The sequence below is a fragment of the Tabrizicola sp. genome (genome assembly GCF_030373185.1).
In the GTDB taxonomy this organism is placed as follows: Bacteria; Pseudomonadota; Alphaproteobacteria; order Rhodobacterales; family Rhodobacteraceae; genus Tabrizicola.
The window spans coordinates 201434-220474 of the sequence record NZ_JAUCZH010000005.1 but is presented as its reverse complement, the minus strand read 5'-3'; the positions used below and the strand labels follow the sequence as shown (position 1 = coordinate 220474).

Below are 19041 nucleotides of genomic sequence, written 5' to 3'. Positions count from 1 at the left end.
GCCACACACTGCGAAAGCCCTTGCAAGCCATTCGGCGCGCAAGGGCGGGGTGCAATCGGGACCGAACGGCCGAAGCGGTCAGATCAGCCCGGCGTGCTGCATCGCGGCCTTGATCTTCGCCTTGGTGCCATCGGTCAGCCCGACCAGCGGCAGGCGGACCTCTTCGGAGCAGAGGCCAAGAAGCGACAGGCCATATTTGGCGCCGACAAGGCCCGGCTCGATGAAGATCGCCTCGTGCAGGGGCATCAGCCGGTCCTGATACTCCAGCGCCTTGGCATAGTCGCCGGCCAGCGTGGCCGCCTGGAACTCGGCACAGAGGCGCGGGGCGACGTTTGCCGTCACGCTGATGCAGCCAACCCCGCCATGCGCGTTGAAGCCAAGCGCGGTTGCGTCCTCACCCGACAGCTGGATGAAATCCGCGCCGCAAGAAGCGCGCTGCTGGCTGACGCGCTCGATCTTGCCGGTGGCGTCCTTGACGCCGATGATCCGGGGCAGCCTTGCCAGTGCGCCCATGGTGTCAGGCAGCATGTCCACGACCGAACGGCCGGGGATGTTGTAGATGATGATCGGCAGGGTGCAGCAGTCGTGCAGCGCGGTGTAATGCGCGATCAGGCCGGCCTGTGTGGGCTTGTTGTAATAGGGCGTGACCACCAGCGCCGCGTCGGCCCCCACCTTTTCGGCGTGGCGGATCAGGCTGATGCCTTCCACGGTATTGTTCGAGCCAGCGCCCGCGATCACCGGCACCCGGCCAGCCGCCGCGGCGACGACTTCCTCGATGACTTTCTGATGTTCGGCGTGGCTGAGTGTCGGGCTTTCGCCGGTCGTCCCCACCGGGACAAGACCGGTGGAGCCTTCGGCAATGTGCCAGTCCACAAGTTTCTTGAGCGTCACCAGATCAAGCTCGCCGTTCTTGAACGGCGTCACCAGGGCTGGAATGGACCCCTTGATCATGACGCATCTCCTTACCTGTTGGGGGCGGAACCCGCCCGGCTGCAAACGCGCCTCTCATAGCCGCTGCCCCGTGCAAAGCCAAGTCTTGCCGCTCGCGCAGTCGTGGGTTGTGGGTCCGGGGCCGGTCAGGCAGATTCAGCGGCATGAAAACACCTCCTGCCCTGCTTCGCTTCCTTCGGCTGATCCTTCTGTCACTGGGTCTTCTGCACGCCACCCATGCCCGCGCTGACGAGGTGCAGGCCATGCGCACCGCCCTTGCGGTGGCAGCGGGCAAGGACTGGGATGGCGCCCTGGCCGTGGCCCCGTCCGGTGTCGGGCGTGACGTGATCGAATGGCAGCGCCTGCGCGCCGGTGACGGGCGGCTGGGCGACTATGAGGCGTTTCTGGCCCGGCGGCCGGATTGGCCGGGCCTGCCCCTGCTGCGCCAGAAGGGCGAAGAGGCGGTCGCCCGGTCCGAAGACCCCGCGCGGGTGATCGCGTGGTTCGCCTCTGCCCCGCCTGCGACCGGAGAGGGGGCCATCGCCTATGTCCGGGCGCTGGTCGCTGCGGGCCGGGTGGCCGAGGCCGAGACCGAGGCAATGCGGGCCTGGGCCGAGCTGTCCTTCACGCCCGATCAGGAAGCGGCGCTGATCGCGCTGAAACCCGAGGCCGTCAGCTTTGTCCACGATCTGCGGTTGGACCGTCTGTTGTGGGACGGCAAGCGCAATGAGGCCGAGCGGATGCTGCCACGCGTGGGCAAGGATTTTCAGGCGCTGGCCAAGGCGCGGATTGCCTTGCAGGCCGAAACGCCCGGCGTGACGGCGGTGATCGACGCGGTTCCGGCGGCGCGGAAGGGCGACGCCGGGATGGCCCATGACCGCTTCATCTGGCGCATGAAGCGCGACCTTTACGATGATGCTCTGGTCCTGATCGTCGAAAGATCGACCAGCGCCGAGGCACTTGGTCGGCCGCAGGCATGGGCGCCGCGCCGGGCAATCCTGACGCGCTGGCTCTTGCGGCAAGGCCGCGCGGCAGAAGCCTACCGGGTGGCGGCCAATCATCATCTGACCGGTGGAGCCGACTATGCCGATCTGGAATTCCTGTCAGGCTTCATCGCGCTGCGGCGGCTGGATGACCCCAAGACGGCGCTGACCCATTTCGAGCGGCTTCTGTCGGGCGTTTCTACCCCGATCAGCCTTGCGCGCGCGCATTACTGGCTGGGCCGCGCGCGTGATGCGTCGGGTCAGGACGGGACTGCCGACTTTCAGGCGGCGGCCGTGCATCAAACGGCCTATTACGGTCTCTTGGCCGCCGAACGGCTGGGCATGACGCTGGATTCCGGCCTGTTGTCCGGCCTCGCGGTGCCAGACTGGCGCGGAGCGGCCTTTGCGCAGTCTTCGGTTCTGGAGGCCGCGCGTCTGCTGCGGGCGGCTGGCGATCTGAACCTTGCCAAGCGGTTTCTGCTGCATCTTGGCGAAACGCAGGACCGCACGGGGCTGGCCCAGATGGCGGCCATGGTGCTGGACTGGCAAGAGCCGCATCTGGCCGTGCTGATCGGCAAGGCCGCGGCCGAACGCGGCGTTATCCTGCCCTCGGCCTATTACCCGGTGCCAGCCTTTGTGCCGGATGGATTGAAGGTCAGCCGCGCGCTGGCGCTGTCCATCGCACGCCGGGAAAGCGAGTTCGATCCGGCCGCCCGGTCCACGGCAGACGCGCGGGGTCTGATGCAGGTCTTGCCCGGCACGGCAAAGCTGATGGCGGGCAAGCTGGGCAAACCCTTCGAGGAAGGCAAGCTGATCTCGGACCCGGCCTATAACGTGGCCATGGGGGCTGCCTATCTGTCCGAGATGGCGTCGGAATTCGGCCCTTCCATCGCGCTGATTGCTTCGGGCTACAACGCAGGCCCCGGCCGCCCGCGCCGCTGGATCGGTGAATTCGGAGACCCGCGCCGCCCGGATGTGGATGTGGTTGACTGGGTGGAAACCATCCCCTTCACCGAAACGCGGACCTATGTGATGCGGGTGGCCGAAGGCGTGGTGATCTACCGCGCCAAGCTGAAAGGTGCGGTCGGGCCAGTGCGGATCACGAATGAACTGAAGGGCTGAAACCGAGAGACTCTTCCCGGCAAGATCCTGGGTCGACGCCGTTTGCCAGCGGCTTTCGGATTGTGTCACCTGTTGTGGTGAAGCCTTTCCAATTGTGCCAGCCGGACCTGCCGCAGCGCCTCGACCAGAAGCGCGGTCAGCAAGCCAAAGCTCAGGAAACCGTTTACTGCCGTCATCGCTGCCAGAATGCGCCATTCCTTCCGAGGCACCACATCGCCAAGACCAAGCGTGGTGAAGGACTCGATCGCGAAGTAAATCGCCTCTTCGAGGGTGGTGAAGGCGCCCAGGATGTGCAGCGTGGTGGCCCAGATCCAGACACCAGATGTGATGACGGCAAGCACCCAAAGACCGACGCCAACCAGCATCAAAAGCAGTTTCGGCCGCTGCGGTTGGGAAACCAGCCAAGGATGGCTTCGCCGGAAGGCGGTCTCCAGCAGAAGCGCGGCCACAGCCATGACCACGAGGTTGAGGATAAGAAGCCCCGTTCCCAGCGCGATCTGAACCAGCATGTCTTCCCTTCTGGACTAAGCTTGCCCCAGTCCTTATCTGACACCTATCATGGTGGCAAAGTCTGATCCCAATTCCAAACTCATAGCCGAAAATCGGCGGGCGCGATTCGATTACCACATCGAAAGCGATCTTGAGGCCGGGATCATGCTTTTCGGCTCGGAAGTCAAAAGCCTGCGGCAGGGGGGGGCGAACATTGCCGAAAGCTATGCCTCGGTCGAGGGGGGCGAACTGTGGCTGATCAACAGCTACATCGCGCCCTATCTTCAGGCCAAGACCTGGGGTCATGAGGAACGCCGTCGCCGCAAGCTGCTGGTTTCGCGCAAGGAACTGTCGCGACTGTGGAACGCGGTAGGCCGCGAAGGCATGACCATCGTGCCGATGAAGATGTATTTCAACGACCGCGGCATCGTGAAGCTGAAGCTGGGCATCGCCAAGGGCAAGAAGCTGTCCGACAAGCGCGAGACATCCGCCAAGCGAGACTGGGACCGGCAGAAGGCGCGGCTGATGAAGCAGAACAGCCAAGGCTGACCGGTCGTCACGGCTCCGCTTGCGCGCTTGCGTCGGCGCGGGTGGCAAGGATATATCCCGAAAACCCCCCGGGAGAGCCGCCATGACCCCTTCGCCGCAGGATGACCCCAAGACATTGGTCTCGACCGACTGGCTTGCAGCCCATTTGCGCGACCCCGATCTGCGGGTGCTGGATGCAAGCTGGTTCCTGCCGGGATCAGGGCGGGATGCGAAGGCCGAGTATGACGCGGCCCATATCCCCGGCGCGCGGTTTTTCGACATCGACGAAATCGCCGACTTGCGCTCCGAGTTGCCCCACATGGCCCCGCCGCCGGAAAAGTTCATCAGCCGGATGCGCACGATGGGTGTGGGGGACGGGCATCAGGTGGTGGTCTATGACAGCATGGGCATCTTTTCGGCCGCCCGGGTCTGGTGGACCTTCCGGCTGATGGGCAAGACCGATGTGGCCGTTCTGGACGGCGGCTTTGCCAAATGGCAGGCCGAGGGGCGCGAGGTCGAGGATATGCCGCCGATCGTGCGCGACCGGCACATGACCGTCAGCCGCCAGAACCATCTGGTGAAGGACGTGACGCAAGTCGCCCATGCCGCCAAGCTGGCCGAGGCTGAAATCATCGATGCCCGCGCCGTCGCCCGGTTCCGGGGCGAAGCGCCGGAACCCCGCCCCGGCCTGCGGTCCGGCCATATTCCCGGATCAAGGAACCTGCCCTTCGCGGACGTGTTGAACCCGGATGGCACGATGAAGCCCCCCGCGGCGCTGAAAGCGGTTTTCGAGGCAGCCGGCGTAGACCTGACCAAGCCTGCCATCACCACCTGCGGGTCTGGCGTGACGGCGGCGGTTCTGTCGCTGGCGCTGGAACGGATCGGCCACCGCAACCATGCGCTCTATGACGGATCGTGGTCCGAATGGGGCATGTATGACGACCTGCGGGTCGCAACCGGGCCATGAAGCCCAGAGGACACGATGCTTGAGACCCTGACCCCCCAGCCGCAGGACAAGATCCTGCAACTGATCGCCATGTATCGGGACGATCCCCGGACCACGAAGATCGACCTTGGCGTCGGCGTCTACAAGGACGCAACCGGCCTGACCCCGGTGATGCGGGCGGTGAAGGCGGCGGAAAAGAAGCTGTGGGAGGTTGAGACCACCAAGACCTACACCGGTCTGGCCGGTGAGCCTGCCTTCAACGCAGCACTGGTGGGGATGATCCTTGGCGACGGCTTTGCCGACCGGGCGGCGTCGGTTGCCACGCCGGGCGGCACGGGGGCGATCCGGCAGGCGCTGGAACTGATCCGCATGGCCACCCCGGCGGCAAAGGTGTGGCTTTCGGCGCCGACCTGGCCGAACCACCCTTCGATCATCAAGTATCTTGGCATGCCGATGGCCGAATACCGATATTTCGACACCGCCACCTCGGGCATCGATTTCGCCGGGCTGATGGCTGACCTGGATGGCGTGGCGGCGGGTGATGCGGTCCTTTTGCACGGGTGCTGCCACAACCCGACCGGGGCCAATCTGGATGCGGGCCAGTGGGATCAGGTGATCGCCGTCCTGCAAAGGAAGGGCGCGGTGCCGTTTGTCGACCTTGCCTATCAGGGCTTTGGTGACGGGCTGGAAGAAGACGCCGCTGCAACGCGGAAGATCGCGGCGGCCTTCCCCGAGGTGCTGATCGCGGCCAGTTGTTCGAAGAATTTCGGGATCTACCGTGAACGGACGGGGATCCTGATCGCGCTGACAAGCCCCGAGCGCAAGGCCGTGGTGCAGGGCAACCTCAACTTCCTGAACCGTCAGAACTACAGCTTCCCGCCCGACCATGGTGCGCGGGTGGTGACGATGATTCTGGAAGATGCCGCGCTGACTGCTGACTGGAAGGCCGAGCTTGAGGAGGTCCGCCAGAACATGCTGGGCCTGCGCAAGCAGCTTGCCGATGAGCTGCGCCGCGCCACCAACTCCGACCGATTCGATTTTGTGGCCACTCACCGGGGCATGTTCAGCCGCCTTGGCCTGAGCGAAGCGCAGGTGAACCGCTTGCGGGAAGATCATGGCATCTACATGGTCGGCGACAGCCGGATCAACATCGCGGGGCTGAACGCACGGACCGTGCCGATCCTTGCCGCCGCGATTGCACAGGTGATCTGACACCGCATGCTTGCCGTAGCACTTTCCCTTGCTGCGGCGGCCACCTTTGCGCTGTCTGCCATGCAGATCGACAGCGTCACAGGGCGCGTGGGTGCCTTGCAGCTGGCGCGCTGGCAGATGGGGCTGGCTTTCGCGATGACGGCTGCCGTTGCGCTTGCCTTTGGTGGCTGGCGCAGCATCGGGATGGCCGAGTTCTTCTGGCTGGCGGGGTCTTCGGTAGCGGGGATCATGCTGGCCACCTCGACCTTCATTGCGACGATCCAGTTGCTTGGGCCGCGGCTGAATGCGCTGGTCTTTACCCTGTCCGCCCCCTTCGCGCTGATCCTTGGCTACAACTTCCGGGACGAGACGGTGAATCTGACACAGGGTGCCGGCGTGGCGCTTATCCTGGGGGGGATCGTGCTGGCGCTCATCGGCCCCGACGGGTGTGAAGGTGCGCGAGGGCCAAGGACGCTTGGTCTTGGGCTGGCACTTGGCGTGATTACCGCGTTGGGGCAGGCGACGGGCAGCCTGCTGGCCCGCCCGGCAATGCAGGCAGGGGCCGAGCCGTTCGCCGCGATGGCAATCCGTTCGGGGCTGGGGGCTGCGTTCTTTCTGGCGCTGCTGGCGGTTCCGGCGCTACGCCCTGCGGCGCAACCCTTGCCAAAGGACAGGCGGCGGATCGGGGCCTCGGCCTTTTCGGGCATCTTTCTTGGGATGTCGCTCTTGATGGCGGCGCTGGCGCATGGCGATGTGGGGATCGTGACCACGCTTTCCTCGACCACGCCCATCCTGATCCTGCCGATGGTCTGGTGGGTCACCCGCCGCGCGCCCGGGCCAACGGCCTGGGCCGGGGCGGGTCTGGCCGTTCTTGGCACCGCCCTGATCACTTTCGCCAGCCGCTGAGGCTGAAGCCGAACCTTAGCCGCGACGCCTGCCATGCCGCCAGAATCCCGGCGGCAGCGATGGCACCCATGCCAAGAAAGCCCAGCGCATCGGGCAATTGGCGGAACACCAGCGCCCCAAGCACCGTGGCAAAGGCAATGTGCATGTAGTTGACCGGGGCAAGGGTTGACGCCGGAGCTTCCCGGTAGGCGCTGGTGAACATCAGATGGGCCACCGTCGCCAGCGCGCCAAGGCTGACCATCAGGCCAAGGTCAGGCAGGTCAGGCACCTCGCCGGAATGCAGCACGACGACCAGCAGGGAAAAGACCACCGTGCCGACAAGGGCCGTATGAAACATCATTGCCATGGTGGTTTCGCTGCGCGCCAGCACGCGTGTCAGAAGGTGATAGCCGGTGGCAAGGACCGCATTGACCAGCGCCAGCGCCACGCCCCACGGGTCCAGCCCGCTGCCGGGGCGCGCGACCAGCAGCACACCGACAAAGCCAAGCCCGGCACCGATCCAGCCCCAGAGGCTGACCCGTTCGCCCAGCACGGTGCCAGCCGCCAGCATCACCAGAACCGGCGTGATGTAGATGATCGCCACCGTCTCGGCCACCGGCATCACCCGCAGCGCCAAGAGCATGGTGATCGAAGCGATGGCAAGACATAGCCCGCGCAGGATGACCAACCCGGTCCGCTCTGTGCGCCACAGTGCCGCGCGGTGGCGTGGCCACATGACCGCCGTGACGATCAGAAGATTGACCCCGTAGCGCGCCGCAAGGATCAGCGACGTGGCGTAAAGCATGGCCAGATGTTTGCCCAGCGTATCGGCCACGGCAAACAGGAAGGTCGCCGCCACCACCAGCGCCACCCCGCGCAAGGGTCTGCCTTCGCTTTGCATCCCGCCTCCTGTTGCGGGCCGACCCTAGCGCCCGGACCGGGTAGCCGAAACCCGCAAAGTGAAACGGCCCGCGGGGGGAGGTTCCCGCGGGCCGTCGTCTTGTGGTGGCAGGCCGGGAGGAGGGGCCTGCCACCGATGGTCTCTGTCTTAGCTGTGGTAGGCCTGCTCGCCATGCGTCGCAAGGTCAAGACCCTGACGCTCGGTGTCGTTGTCCACCCGCAAACCGATCGTCATGTCGATCGCCTTGAACAGGATGTAGGACACCACACCGGACCAGACGATGGTGATCAGCACGCCCTCGATCTGGATCCAGAGCTGCGCCAGCATCGCAAAGTCCTCGTCGCCGACACCGCCGAAGGCCGAGGCCGTCAGCACACCGGTCAGAACCGCGCCGACGATGCCTGCGACACCGTGGATGCCGAAGACGTCAAGGCTGTCGTCATACTTCAGCCGAAGTTTCACGACCGTGACGAAGAAGTAGCTTGCCAGCGTCGCCACGATACCCAGCAGGATCGCGCCCATCGGGCCGATCGTGCCACAGGCCGGGGTAACAGCCACCAGACCGGTGATCATCCCCGAAGCAGCGCCCAGCATCGAGGCCTTGCCGCGCTGGATGGCTTCCAGCCCCGCCCAGGCCACGGTCGCCGCAGCCGTTGCGATGAAGGTGTTGATCATCGCCAGCGTTGCACCGCCGTTTGCCTCAAGGTTGGACCCGACGTTGAAGCCGAACCAGCCAACCCACAGCATCGAAGCCCCGACCATGGTCAGCACCATGGAATGCGGTGCCATATTGTCCTTGCCATAGCCGATCCGGGGACCGATCACGATGCAGCCGACCAGCGCCGCGATCCCGGCGTTGATGTGAACCACCGTACCACCGGCAAAGTCGATCGCGCCCTTGGCAAAGAGATAGCCATTCGCGTCCCAGACCATGTGTGCAATCGGGAAGTAGGAGAACGTCGCCCACAACACCGAGAACACCAGAACCGCACTGAACTTCACCCGTTCGGCGAAGGCACCGATGACCAGCGCCGGGGTGATGGCCGCAAAGGTCATCTGGAAGGCGATGAACAGGTATTCCGGGATGACATATCCATCCGAGAAGGTCGCCGCCATGCTGTCGGCATTGACCCCGGCAAGGAACATCTTGGCCGTGCCGCCCCAGAAGGCGCTTTCCGAGCCGCCAAAGGCGAAGGAATAGCCATAGGTGACCCAGACGATCATCATCACGCAGGCGATCATCGTGGTCTGCATCAGGATCGACAGCATGTTCTTGGCGCGCACAAGGCCGCCGTAGAACAGGGCAAGACCAGGGATGGTCATGAACAGGACAAGGATGGTCGAAACCATCATCCAGCTCACGTCACCCTTGTCCATCACCGGAACAACTTCGGCGGCAACCTCGGTTGCGGCTTCTGCCGTCTCGGTGGTCGCTTCCTGCGCCCAGACTGGCAGGCTGGCAAACAAGGACGCGCCAAGCGCGCCAAGGCCAGAGAGTTTCATCATGTTGCTCATTTTGGTTGTTTCCCCTTCCCCGCGCGCGTCACAGCGCATCGTCATCGGTTTCGCCGGTGCGCACCCGCACGGCGTGTTGCACGTCGAGGACGAAAATCTTTCCGTCGCCGATCTTGTCGGTCTTGGCCGTCTTCTGGATCGTCGAGACGACCTGATCGGCCAGCGCGTCGCTGACGACGATCTCGAGCCGAACTTTCGGCACGAAGTTCACGGCGTATTCGGCACCGCGGTAAATTTCGGTATGGCCGGACTGGCTGCCGAACCCCTTGATCTCGGTCACCATCATTCCGCGCACGCCGATGGCGGTCAGCGCCTCGCGGACCTCCTCCAGCTTGAACGGCTTGATTGCTGCTATGATGAGCTTCACGTTCTTCCCCTTTTGTCTCTGGCAGGCACCCCAGGGCACGGGACCCTCGATCACAATCACGCCGGGCAATGCAGGTGCAGCACAAGTGAGTGGCGGCTCCAAAGGGGTTTGATTCAGGTGATTATGCACAATTTTTGATCACTTATTGCCATAAGGTTAAATTTTAGGCAGTAGAGCAATCCGAATCGTCCCGCGCCTGACTTCGCTTTCCCGCGAAAGCTGCTATCTTGCGGGCCAATCGGGCCGAAAATCGGCCTTCGTCAAAAGCGGCGGGCAGCAGGCATGGCAACATCAAACCGGGGGGGCAAACCCCTTGTCGCGGACAGGCGCTATTCTTCGGGCAGCGCGAAGTCGGCTTCCGGCGGGCCGCGCAAACCTGCCCCACCGAAACCGCAGCGCAAGGCCAGCCGCCCCCGCAAGCCTCGGCGTCAGCATGGGCTGATTCTTGGCGGCCTTCTGTTCCTGTGGCGGGCTTTCTGGGCCGTGGTCTGGCGGGCCACCGCGATCAGCGCGCTGATCCTTGCCGGCATCGTCTACTATTTCTATGCCCAGCTGCCGCCGATGACCGATCTGGTCGACGGTCGCGCCCGCGGGTCTGTCACCCTGCAGGACAACGAGGGCAAGGTGTTTGCCTGGCGCGGCGAAACCTTTGGCGGGCTGGTGAACGCAAGCAGCGTGTCGCCCTATCTGCACGACGCCGTTGTCGCCACCGAGGACAAGCGCTTTTACTGGCATTTCGGCATATCGCCGCGGGGCATCGCCTCGGCGATCCGCATCAACCTGTCGGAAGGGCGCGGCCCGCTGGAAGGCAACGGCGGTTCGACAATCACCCAGCAGGTTGCCAAGCTTTTGTGCCTTGGCGTCGTCTATGACCCGACCCAGTGGAAGTCCGAGGCAGACTACGAAAGGGACTGCCGTCAGGGTGGCATCTGGCGCAAGCTGAAGGAAGTCCCCTTCGCCATGGCGATGGAGGCGAAATATACCAAGGAAGAAATCCTCACGATCTACTTCGGCCGCGCCTATCTGGGCGCGGGCGCCCGGGGCTTCGAGGCCGCCGCCCAGCGCTATTTCGGCAAGTCCGCCAGGGATGTGACTCCGGCCGAAGCGGCAATGCTGGCGGGCCTGCTGAAAGCGCCCTCTACCTTTGCCCCCACGGCCAGCCTGAACCGCGCCCAAAGCCGCGCCGCGGTGGTGATCGGCCTGATGGAGGACCAGGGCTATCTGACCAAGGCCGAGGCTGACGAGGCCCGCAAGAACCCCGCCCGCCTGTCGGAAGCCGCCAAGCAGAAATCCGGCGGCTATTTCGCGGACTGGGTGATGGAAACGACGCCCGACTACCTTGCCCACGACACGACCGAAGATGTCATCATCGGAACCACGCTGGATCAGGCGATCCAGAAGAAGGCCGAAGAGGCTTTGGCATGGGTCTTTGACAACAAGGTCAAGGAAGGTTCGAAAGCGCAGGCCGCCATTGTGGTGATGAGCGCGGATGGCGCGGTGCGCGCGATGGTGGGCGGACGCAACATCCCGAACGCGGGGGATTTCAACCGCGCCACGCAGGCGCTGCGCCAGACCGGGTCCACCTTCAAGCCCTTCATCTATGCCGTGGCCATGGACCTTGGCTACAGCCCGCTCGACTATGTCGAGGATACGCCGCTGTCGATCTACACCCCCGGTTCGGGAAACTGGTCACCACAGAATTATGACAAGGAATTCAAAGGCACGATCACCCTGACCCAGGCCCTTGCCGAAAGCCGCAACATCCCGGCAGTCCGGGTGTCCGAGGCGGTGGGGCGGGATCTGGTGCGGCAGGTTGCCACCGATTTCGGGATCGCGTCGAACATGGCCGATGGCCCGGCGCTGGCGCTGGGGGTGTCGGAATCCACCCTGATCGAGATGACGGGCGCCTTTGCCGGGATCCTGAACGGCGGGTCATCCGTCACGCCCTACGGGCTGAAGGAGTTGCGGCTGAAGGGTGAAACCGATCCCCTGTTCGGTGCCGGCGGCGGGATCGGGGAACGGGTGATCTCGGAGAACGCGGCGCATGCGCTGACCTACATGATGTCCGAGGTGTTGAACACTGGTACCGGTGGCCGCGCGCGGCTGACAGACCGGCAGGCGGCGGGCAAGACCGGCACCACCCAAAGCGCGCGCGACGCCTGGTTCGTGGGTTTCACCGCCGATTATGTGGTGGGGGTCTGGATGGGCTATGACGATAACAGCCCGTTGACCGGCGTCACCGGCGGCGGGCTGCCGGCGGAAATCTGGCATGAGGTGATGGTGCGCATCAACGAGGGCATGCCAGCCAAGCCGCTGAACATGGACTTCGGCCGGTCAGGCTATGCCCCGCTGCCACCCGGTGGCGACCTTGGCACCGGCGGCGGCGCCATAGCGCCCGAGGACGTGCCATATTTCGACGACCCGAACGCCCCGGCCTACAACGGCCAGTTCTACGAGGAACCCCTGCCCGAGGCCTACACCGCCCCCTTGCCGCTTCCGGGGGCAACCGAGGACGATCTTGCCGAACAGATCCTGCGAGAGGTGCTGGGGACGGCGGGGAACTGATCGCGGCGCGCAGCCAATATGCCGGGCTGTGGTGGCCCCCTGAGACGCCTTGGCCGGAAGACGGCTGACCCTGCTATTCGACCTGAATCGATTGCAGGTAGACGATCACATTTGCCAAGGGCAATCCCGTCATCATCGGCTGCCCGCTTGGCAGACGCAGCGCAACCGATTTGCCGGTGTCGAGGAACGGCCCGTAGATCGGCATTTCGCCCCCATGGGCCAACAAAGGGTCACGCCCGTCAATCTGCCGTGCGACGGCTTCCAAAGGGAACACGCCACCGTTCCTGATGGACAGCCTAGTGAGGTCAGGTGTCGTGATCGCAAGCATTTCCGCCATTGGCCCGTTGCCCGAGGCGTCCTGACCATGACACTGCCAGCATTGCATCAGGTAAATATCCCGCCCAGCCTGCGCATCCGGCTCTTGCGCAAAGGCCGGAGTGGCAAGGGCAAATGCAAGAAGGATTGTCCGAAGATGCATCCGCTTACTCCATCAATCGGGGTGCAGGCTACCAAAACGCCAAGCGCTCGTCACCTTCGTTTCGGCATAGGGTGCAGGGGATGTTAGACGGACGCCAGAACAAGGCCTTGCCCCTCGAACACCGCCTTACAGTTTCGCCATATCGGCGATCAGCCGGTCCAGATCACCACGGCGTTGGTCCAAAAGCGCGCCGATCTCGGTGCGTTCCGAAGCCAGCATGTTCACGCCTTCGATGATGATGTTGAAAAACAGGCTTTTGCCCGCCTTGTCGCTGACATGCCAGCGCACCTCGAACGGGGCTTCGCCGCGCAGGTAGGCGGTCGAGACCACCTCGAAATAGCTTTTCAGCGCGCGGGCCTCGTTCACCTCGATCCGGCCCCCGATGAATTCGCGGAAGCGGCGGCCGTATTTGCGGCTGATGTAGCCCTGAAACGCCTTGGTGAAGGCAGCAAGCTGGGCCTTGGACGCCTGCCGCGCCGCCGGGCCAAGGGCGGACCGCGCGATGGTCGGCACATCGGCATAGCGGGCGAACAGCTTTTCGAAATCGGCCAGCATGGCACTTTCCGCCCGACCCGAGTTGATGATGCTGTTGATGTCGGCGACGGTCTTGTCGACCAGCCCCCGCGCCTGATCCACTGTCAGCGCCGCAGCGCCCCTGGGCAGCAGCCAGAAGGCCGCACCGGCAGCAAGGCCAGCCGCAAAGCTGCGGCGCGAAAGGAAAAGATCATTCGCCATAAGGATCCTCGTAAGGGTCGATAAAATCGTCGTCTGCGGCACCAGCGCCGGACCCGCCCTTCTTGGCAAGCTCGAATCGCCGGTTCTGCAGATACAGAAGCCGTGCCTGCGCGTAACTGTCTGCGCTTTCATATAGGATGGATTCCACGGTTTCCGAGAACCGGTCCCGGTCACCAAGCCGTGAGAACAGCTTCATCGCCGTCGCAGCCATTGCCTCGCGCTCGGGCAGCGCCAGCCGAACCGGGTTCAGCACCAGATCGACCAGCGTCCCGGTGGCATCGCGGGCGGTCGACGGACCGGCAAAGGGAACCTCCAGATAGACCCCTTCGCCCACACCCCAGACATGCAAGGTCTCGCCAAAATCGGTCGGCTTGCCCGGCAGCCCGATCGCGGTTGACGCATCGAAGATGCCCCCCACGCCCATGGTCAGGTTGACGGCAAGCCGCAGCGTGTTTTCCGCCGCGTCGCCAAGCCGCAACTGAAGCAGGTTGTTGGCGATGTCACCCGGAAGGTCCAGCGTGCGGGCCATATTGCCGACCACGCGCTTCACCGGTTCCGGAACGATCCCGCCATAGCCCTTTGACGCCGGCCCGATCAGCACCCGGTCGACACCACGGTTGAAGTCATGGGTCTGGCGGTTGGTCGCCTCATAGGGGTCGTTTATACCGTCCGCACCGGGCGACCCGGCGCAAGCAGCGACAAGACAAAGGCCCGCCACAAGTGCCGAACTTCGCGCCAGCCGGCCTGCTGTCAATGAAATCTTCAGACCCATCATCCTAACGTCCTGCAACCCGCAGATGCTTACCATAGCTCCAAAAAGCACTTGGCAAGGCATAAGTCGGTGAACTGCCCAAGACAACGACCAAGCGTGGCAGATCGGTCGCGCATGGCGGGATGACGCCCAAGGAAGGCACCATGGCCGAAACGCCGCACCCAAGGATCGACCTTGCCCCCGGGCTGGCGGAACTGGCCGCCGCCCGGGCCGCATTGCGCGAAGGGGTGGCGATTGCCTTCGTCTTCTCCGCATTCGTCAACCTCTTGATGCTGACAGCGCCACTTTACATGTTGCAGGTCTATGACCGGGTACTTGCGTCGCATTCGGTTGAAACACTGGTCGCCTTGTCGCTGCTGATGGCGTTCCTGTTTCTTCTGTTGGGGCTTCTGGACCATGCCCGCGGCCGCGTGATGGCGCGGGTCGGCGCCCGGTTGCAGCAAGGCCTTGACGCCCGCGTGATGTCCGCCGCCCTTCGCCGCCTTACTCTTGCACCACAGGATCCCGCCGCCCTTGCCGCCCAACGCGATCTTGACGCCTTGGCCCGCTTCTGGGCCTCGCCGGTGCTGCTGGCCCTGTTCGATGCCCCGTGGTCACCCGTGTTCATCGCGGCCCTGTTCGTGTTTCACCCATGGCTTGGCTGGCTTGCCGTGGCCGGTGGCCTGCTGCTGGTCCTGTTCAGCTGGGCCAACCAGCGCCGGACCGAACGGCCCCTGAAGACTGCGACCATTGCCACGCTTGCCACCGACCGGCTGGGCGAAACCCTGAAGGCAGAGGCAGAGCTGATACAGGCGCTGGGCATGTCTGCTGCCGCCTTCGCCCGCTGGCAAGACGGTCGGGACCGGGCGATGGTCGCCAGCCTGGCCGCCTCGGACACCGGCGGGCGCTGGTCGGTTCTGGCCCGGACGTTCCGGTTGTTTCTGCAATCGGCCATGCTTGGGCTGGCGGCCTGGCTGGTGCTGCGTGATGACCTTTCGGCAGGCGCGATGATTGCGGCCTCGGTCCTGATGGGACGGGCGCTGCAACCGGTGGAACAGGCGGTGGGACAGTGGTCCACCGTTGCCCGAGCGGGGCAAGCCAGGGCCCGGCTTGCCGATCTTCTGAGCCGCACGCCCCTTTCAGACCCCCGCACCCCGCTCCCCCGGCCCGCCGCCCGGATTGAGGTGCAGGGTCTTTCAGTCCTCCCCCCCGATGGTACCAGTACCCCGGCGCTCCGTGGGGTCAGCTTTTCGCTGGGGCCGGGGCAGGCGATGGGGGTGATCGGTCCGTCAGGTGCGGGCAAATCGACGCTGGCGCGGGCGCTGGTCGGGGTCTGGCGCCCTGCGGCGGGGCGGATCAGGCTGGATGGCGCCACGCTTGACCAGTATGACCCTGACGCCCTTGGCCAATGGATCGGATATCTGCCCCAGCGGATGATGCTGTTTGACGGCACTGTCGCCGAAAACATCGCCCGCCTTCAGCCAGATGCCACCCCGGAGCGTATCATTGCAGCCGCCCGCGCCGCTGCCGCGCATGAAATGATCCTGCAACTGCCCGACGGCTATGACACCCGCATCACCGCGAACGGCAGCCGCCTGTCGGGCGGTCAGATCCAGCGGATCGGCCTTGCCCGGGCGCTTTACGGCGACCCGGTGCTGCTGATCCTTGATGAACCGAATGCCAGTCTCGACAATGACGGGGCGCAGGCTCTCAATCAGGCGGTGCGTGCGGCAAAGGCGGCGGGGGCGGCGGTGCTTGTCATGGCGCACCGACCTGCGGCATTGCAGGAATGTGACCTGCTGCTGGTGCTGAAAGACGGCGCTCTCACCGCCGCTGGCCCCCGCGATACCATCTTGCGCGAGGCGGTCAGAAATGCGGGCGACATTGCCCGCGCGATCGGTCAGGGGGCCACGGCATGACCCCGCATCTGTCCGTCCGTGGGCCGGTGATGCTTGGCCTTGCCGCCCTTTTCGCCTTGATTGCAGGCTTTGGTCTTTGGGCCACGCAGGCCCGTCTTGCCGGTGCCGTCATTGCGCAGGGGCTGATCGTTGTCGCGGATGACCGCAAGACGCTTCAACACCCGGACGGCGGCGTGGTGGCGGAAATCCTCGTGCGCGAGGGTGACCTTGTGACCGCCGGCGCCCCGCTGCTGCGCCTTGACGGGCAGGCGCTGCAATCGGATTTCCGCAAGGTCGAGGAACGGCTGACCGAGCTTGCCGCCCGGGCCGCTCGCCTTGAGGCCGAGCGCGATGGCAAGGCCGCCCCCGACTTTCCCGCCGACCTTGCCGCCCGGGCCATCACCACGCCCGAGGTTGCGTCCCAGATCGACGGGCAGCTTCGCCTGTTCGCAGCCCGCCGCGCCACGCTTGATGAGGCCCGCGGCCAGCTTGCCCGACGGATAGCCCAGATCCGCGCCCAAGGCGTAGGGATCGTTGCACAACAGGTGGCGATTGACAGCCAGCTTGCGTTGATCGGCGAAGAGCTTGCCGCCGGCCAAACCCTTCTCGACAAAGGCCTTGTGCCGCAAACCGCTATTCTTGCCCTGCGCCGCGAGGCTGCAAGGCTGACCGGTCAGGCCGGAGAGTTGGCCGCCGCCCTTGCCCGGACCGAAGATCAGGTGACCGAGATTGAGCTTCAGGTCAGCGCCCTTTTCATTCGCCAGCAAGAGGAAGCCGCAACCGAACTGCGCGAGATCGGGCCGGTCATCCTTGAACTGTCGGAAACCCGCCGCGCCTTGCAGGACCGGATTGACCGGCTGGAGGTTCGCGCACCGGTCTCAGGCATCGTTCTTGGCCTGCAAGTCAGCGCGCAATCAGTCCTGCGCGCGGCAGAGCCGATCCTGACCCTTGTGCCGCACGGCAGCCCGCTGGCCATCGCCGTCCGGATAGCACCCCTCCACATTGATGCCGTAACGGTTGGGCAATCGGCGGAAGTCGTGCTTTCCGCCCTTTCCTCGGCCGAAACCCCGCGGCTTCTGGCGCATGTCACGCTGGTTTCGGCAGATGCGCTGAACGATCCGCAGACCGGGTCCGCCTACTATCTGGCCCGGCTGGTCCTGCACCCGCAAGAGCTGGCCCGACTTGACGCCAAGGCGCTTTTGCCCGGGATGCCGGTGGAGGTCTACCTTCAGACCGGCACACGCGCGCCGCTGGTCTATCTGTTGGAACCCTTCACGGCCTATTTCTCCCGCGCCTTGCGCGAAAGCTGATCGCCAGCAGGTTTTCTGCGGCACTGGGGGCCACAAACCCTCCCGGCGAGCCATGCTGTCTTTTCCTTGTTTCAATGGCTTGCGAAGACGCCGCCCCAGAAGGCACCGCTCTTGCCCCGCCCCGGGCCGCGGGCTACCCTTGGCCAAAAGCAGAAGGATCCAGCACCCATGCACCCGATCGAAACCCGCCTTGCAGAACTTGGCGTGACCCTTCCCGATGCGCCCGCCCCGGCCGCCAATTATGTGCCGTTCGTGGTGGTGGGAAACCTTGTCCACATCTCTGGCCAGATCAGCCAGAACGAAGCCGGGCTGATCAAGGGTCGCCTTGGCGAAGACCTCGCCGTCGAACAGGGGGCCGAGGCCGCGCGGCGCTGTGCAATCTCGCTGCTTGCTCAACTGAAGAAAGCCTGTGGCGGCGACTGGGACCGGCTGAACCGCGCGGTAAAACTGGTGGGCTTCGTGAACTCCACCGCCGATTTCACCGACCAGCCAAAGGTGATCAACGGTGCGTCTGATTTCCTTGTAGCCGTGCTTGACGAAGCGGGCCGCCACGCGCGCTCGGCCGTATCGGCCGCCTCGCTGCCCCTCGGCGTCGCGGTCGAGATCGAAGCCATCTTCGAGCTGAAATGACCCGCATTCCCCTGCCGCACGCGTTTCTTGATCTGCCCCTGGCGCACCGCGCCCTGCATGACCGGACGACCGGGCGCATTGAAAACTCGCCAGCGGCGATCAGATCAGCGATCGAGGCGGGCTACGGGATCGAGATTGACCTGCAACTGTCGTCAGACGGTGTAGCCATGGTGTTTCACGACGAAACCCTTGACCGGCTGACCGATGAAACCGGCCCGGTCGCGGCCCGCACCGCCGCAGACCTGACCGGAATCCGCCTGAAAGACAGCGCCGACACGATCCCGACGCTGGCCGATGTGCTGGCCGTTGTTGCTGGCCGGGTGCCGCTTCTGATCGAGATCAAGGATCAGTCGCTGACCATGGGTCCAACCGATGGCCGGCTGGAAGCCGCAACCGCTGAGGCGCTGCAAGACTATCAAGGTCCGGTGGCCGTGATGTCCTTCAACCCGTCTTCGGTGCATCACATGGCCCGGCTTGCACCCGATATCCCGCGCGGGATCACCACCTCGGCCTATGACCCGGCAGACTGGGCGCCGCTGCCCGAAGACATCTGTGACCGGCTGCGCGACATCCCGGATTACGAAGCGACCGGCGCCGGTTTCGTCAGCCATGAGGCCGCCGATCTGGCCCGCCCGCGCCTGAATGAGCTGAAAGCGATGGGGGCCACGATCCTGTGCTGGACAATCCGCTCGCCCGAAGATGAGGCGCTTGCCCGCCACGTCGCCGATAACGTGACCTTCGAAGGCTACCGCGCCGCGCTTCCGGCTTGACGCCAGCCCTTCCCGGGCCACTTGCTCTTTTCGAAAATACTCTGCGG

19 protein-coding genes are annotated in these 19041 nt (G+C 64.7%); 10 read left to right on the top strand and 9 right to left on the bottom strand.

Annotation, left to right across the window (positions count from 1 at the left end; translation table 11 throughout):
• Positions 1-78 precede the first annotated feature (78 nt).
• The gene (gene dapA / locus QUV21_RS12110; protein WP_300855219.1) at positions 79-951 is read right to left on the bottom strand and encodes a 4-hydroxy-tetrahydrodipicolinate synthase; all 873 of its coding nucleotides are present in this window, start codon (positions 949-951) and stop codon (positions 79-81) included.
• A 143-nt stretch (positions 952-1094) separates the two neighbouring features.
• Here dapA and QUV21_RS12105 point away from each other — a divergent pair, with 143 nt between their 5' ends.
• Positions 1095-3035 carry a lytic transglycosylase domain-containing protein gene (locus tag QUV21_RS12105; RefSeq protein WP_300855218.1) on the top strand — a complete coding sequence of 647 codons (1941 nt, stop codon included), beginning with the start codon at positions 1095-1097 and terminating at the stop codon, positions 3033-3035.
• Positions 3036-3100: 65 nt separating this feature from the next.
• Here the strand turns inward: QUV21_RS12105 and QUV21_RS12100 are convergent, their stop codons facing one another.
• Complete coding sequence (locus tag QUV21_RS12100; protein ID WP_300855215.1) at positions 3101-3544, bottom strand: potassium channel family protein; 444 nt, start codon at positions 3542-3544, stop codon at positions 3101-3103.
• Positions 3545-3593: 49 nt separating this feature from the next.
• On the opposite strand from QUV21_RS12100, the gene smpB reads away from it, so the two are divergent.
• The 4 genes from smpB (at position 3594) to QUV21_RS12080 (ending at position 7095) form a co-directional block, all read left to right on the top strand.
• Entirely contained in the window at positions 3594-4073 is a 480-nt protein-coding gene (smpB, locus tag QUV21_RS12095; RefSeq protein ID WP_300855214.1) for an SsrA-binding protein SmpB, read from the top strand.
• Positions 4074-4155: 82 nt separating this feature from the next.
• Positions 4156-5019, top strand: coding sequence for a 3-mercaptopyruvate sulfurtransferase (gene sseA, locus QUV21_RS12090; RefSeq protein ID WP_300855213.1), 864 nt, complete (start codon positions 4156-4158; stop codon positions 5017-5019).
• A gap of 15 nt (positions 5020-5034) precedes the next feature.
• Positions 5035-6210: an amino acid aminotransferase gene (locus tag QUV21_RS12085; protein ID WP_300855210.1), complete on the top strand. Its 1176-nt coding sequence runs from the start codon at positions 5035-5037 to the stop codon at positions 6208-6210.
• A gap of 6 nt (positions 6211-6216) precedes the next feature.
• Positions 6217-7095, top strand: a complete 879-nt coding sequence (locus tag QUV21_RS12080; protein WP_300855208.1) for a DMT family transporter — start codon at positions 6217-6219, stop codon at positions 7093-7095.
• On the opposite strand, the gene QUV21_RS12075 is transcribed toward QUV21_RS12080, so the two are convergent.
• From QUV21_RS12075 to QUV21_RS17815, 4 genes are all read right to left on the bottom strand, one after another.
• Positions 7076-7975, bottom strand: a complete 900-nt coding sequence (locus QUV21_RS12075) for a DMT family transporter (protein WP_300855207.1) — start codon at positions 7973-7975, stop codon at positions 7076-7078. The two genes, QUV21_RS12080 and QUV21_RS12075, sit on opposite strands and share 20 nt — an antisense overlap.
• Positions 7976-8122: 147 nt before the next feature.
• A complete protein-coding gene (locus QUV21_RS12070; RefSeq protein WP_300855206.1) occupies positions 8123-9490 on the bottom strand; it encodes an ammonium transporter in 1368 nt (455 codons plus the stop codon).
• A gap of 28 nt (positions 9491-9518) precedes the next feature.
• Complete coding sequence (locus QUV21_RS12065; RefSeq protein WP_300855205.1) at positions 9519-9857, bottom strand: P-II family nitrogen regulator; 339 nt, start codon at positions 9855-9857, stop codon at positions 9519-9521.
• A 163-nt stretch (positions 9858-10020) separates the two neighbouring features.
• Positions 10021-10242 (bottom strand): hypothetical protein, encoded by a 222-nt coding sequence (locus QUV21_RS17815; RefSeq protein WP_366907960.1) that lies wholly within the window; start codon positions 10240-10242, stop codon positions 10021-10023.
• Here QUV21_RS17815 and QUV21_RS12060 point away from each other — a divergent pair.
• On the top strand, positions 10140-12422 hold the full coding sequence (locus QUV21_RS12060; RefSeq protein WP_300855203.1) for a transglycosylase domain-containing protein: 2283 nt from the start codon (positions 10140-10142) through the stop codon (positions 12420-12422). The two genes, QUV21_RS17815 and QUV21_RS12060, sit on opposite strands and share 103 nt — an antisense overlap.
• Before the next feature lie 73 nt (positions 12423-12495).
• Here the strand turns inward: QUV21_RS12060 and QUV21_RS12055 are convergent, their stop codons facing one another.
• The 3 genes from QUV21_RS12055 to QUV21_RS12045 form a co-directional block, all read right to left on the bottom strand.
• Positions 12496-12900: a c-type cytochrome gene (locus tag QUV21_RS12055; protein ID WP_300855202.1), complete on the bottom strand. Its 405-nt coding sequence runs from the start codon at positions 12898-12900 to the stop codon at positions 12496-12498.
• A 126-nt stretch (positions 12901-13026) separates the two neighbouring features.
• Positions 13027-13635, bottom strand: a complete 609-nt coding sequence (locus QUV21_RS12050) for a phospholipid-binding protein MlaC (protein ID WP_300855200.1) — start codon at positions 13633-13635, stop codon at positions 13027-13029.
• Complete coding sequence (locus QUV21_RS12045; RefSeq protein ID WP_366907958.1) at positions 13625-14410, bottom strand: VacJ family lipoprotein; 786 nt, start codon at positions 14408-14410, stop codon at positions 13625-13627. Before QUV21_RS12045 ends, QUV21_RS12050 begins: the two co-directional genes overlap by 11 nt.
• A gap of 140 nt (positions 14411-14550) precedes the next feature.
• Here QUV21_RS12045 and QUV21_RS12040 point away from each other — a divergent pair, with 140 nt between their 5' ends.
• From QUV21_RS12040 to QUV21_RS12025, 4 genes are all read left to right on the top strand, one after another.
• Positions 14551-16305, top strand: coding sequence for a type I secretion system permease/ATPase (locus tag QUV21_RS12040; protein WP_300855199.1), 1755 nt, complete (start codon positions 14551-14553; stop codon positions 16303-16305).
• Complete coding sequence (locus tag QUV21_RS12035) at positions 16302-17594, top strand: HlyD family type I secretion periplasmic adaptor subunit (protein ID WP_300855198.1); 1293 nt, start codon at positions 16302-16304, stop codon at positions 17592-17594. Before QUV21_RS12040 ends, QUV21_RS12035 begins: the two co-directional genes overlap by 4 nt.
• 168 nt (positions 17595-17762) lie before the next feature.
• On the top strand, positions 17763-18224 hold the full coding sequence (locus tag QUV21_RS12030) for a RidA family protein (protein ID WP_300855197.1): 462 nt from the start codon (positions 17763-17765) through the stop codon (positions 18222-18224).
• Positions 18221-18994, top strand: coding sequence for a glycerophosphodiester phosphodiesterase family protein (locus tag QUV21_RS12025; RefSeq protein WP_300855195.1), 774 nt, complete (start codon positions 18221-18223; stop codon positions 18992-18994). The genes QUV21_RS12030 and QUV21_RS12025 overlap by 4 nt, the downstream gene beginning before the upstream one ends.
• Positions 18995-19041: the final 47 nt, after the last annotated feature.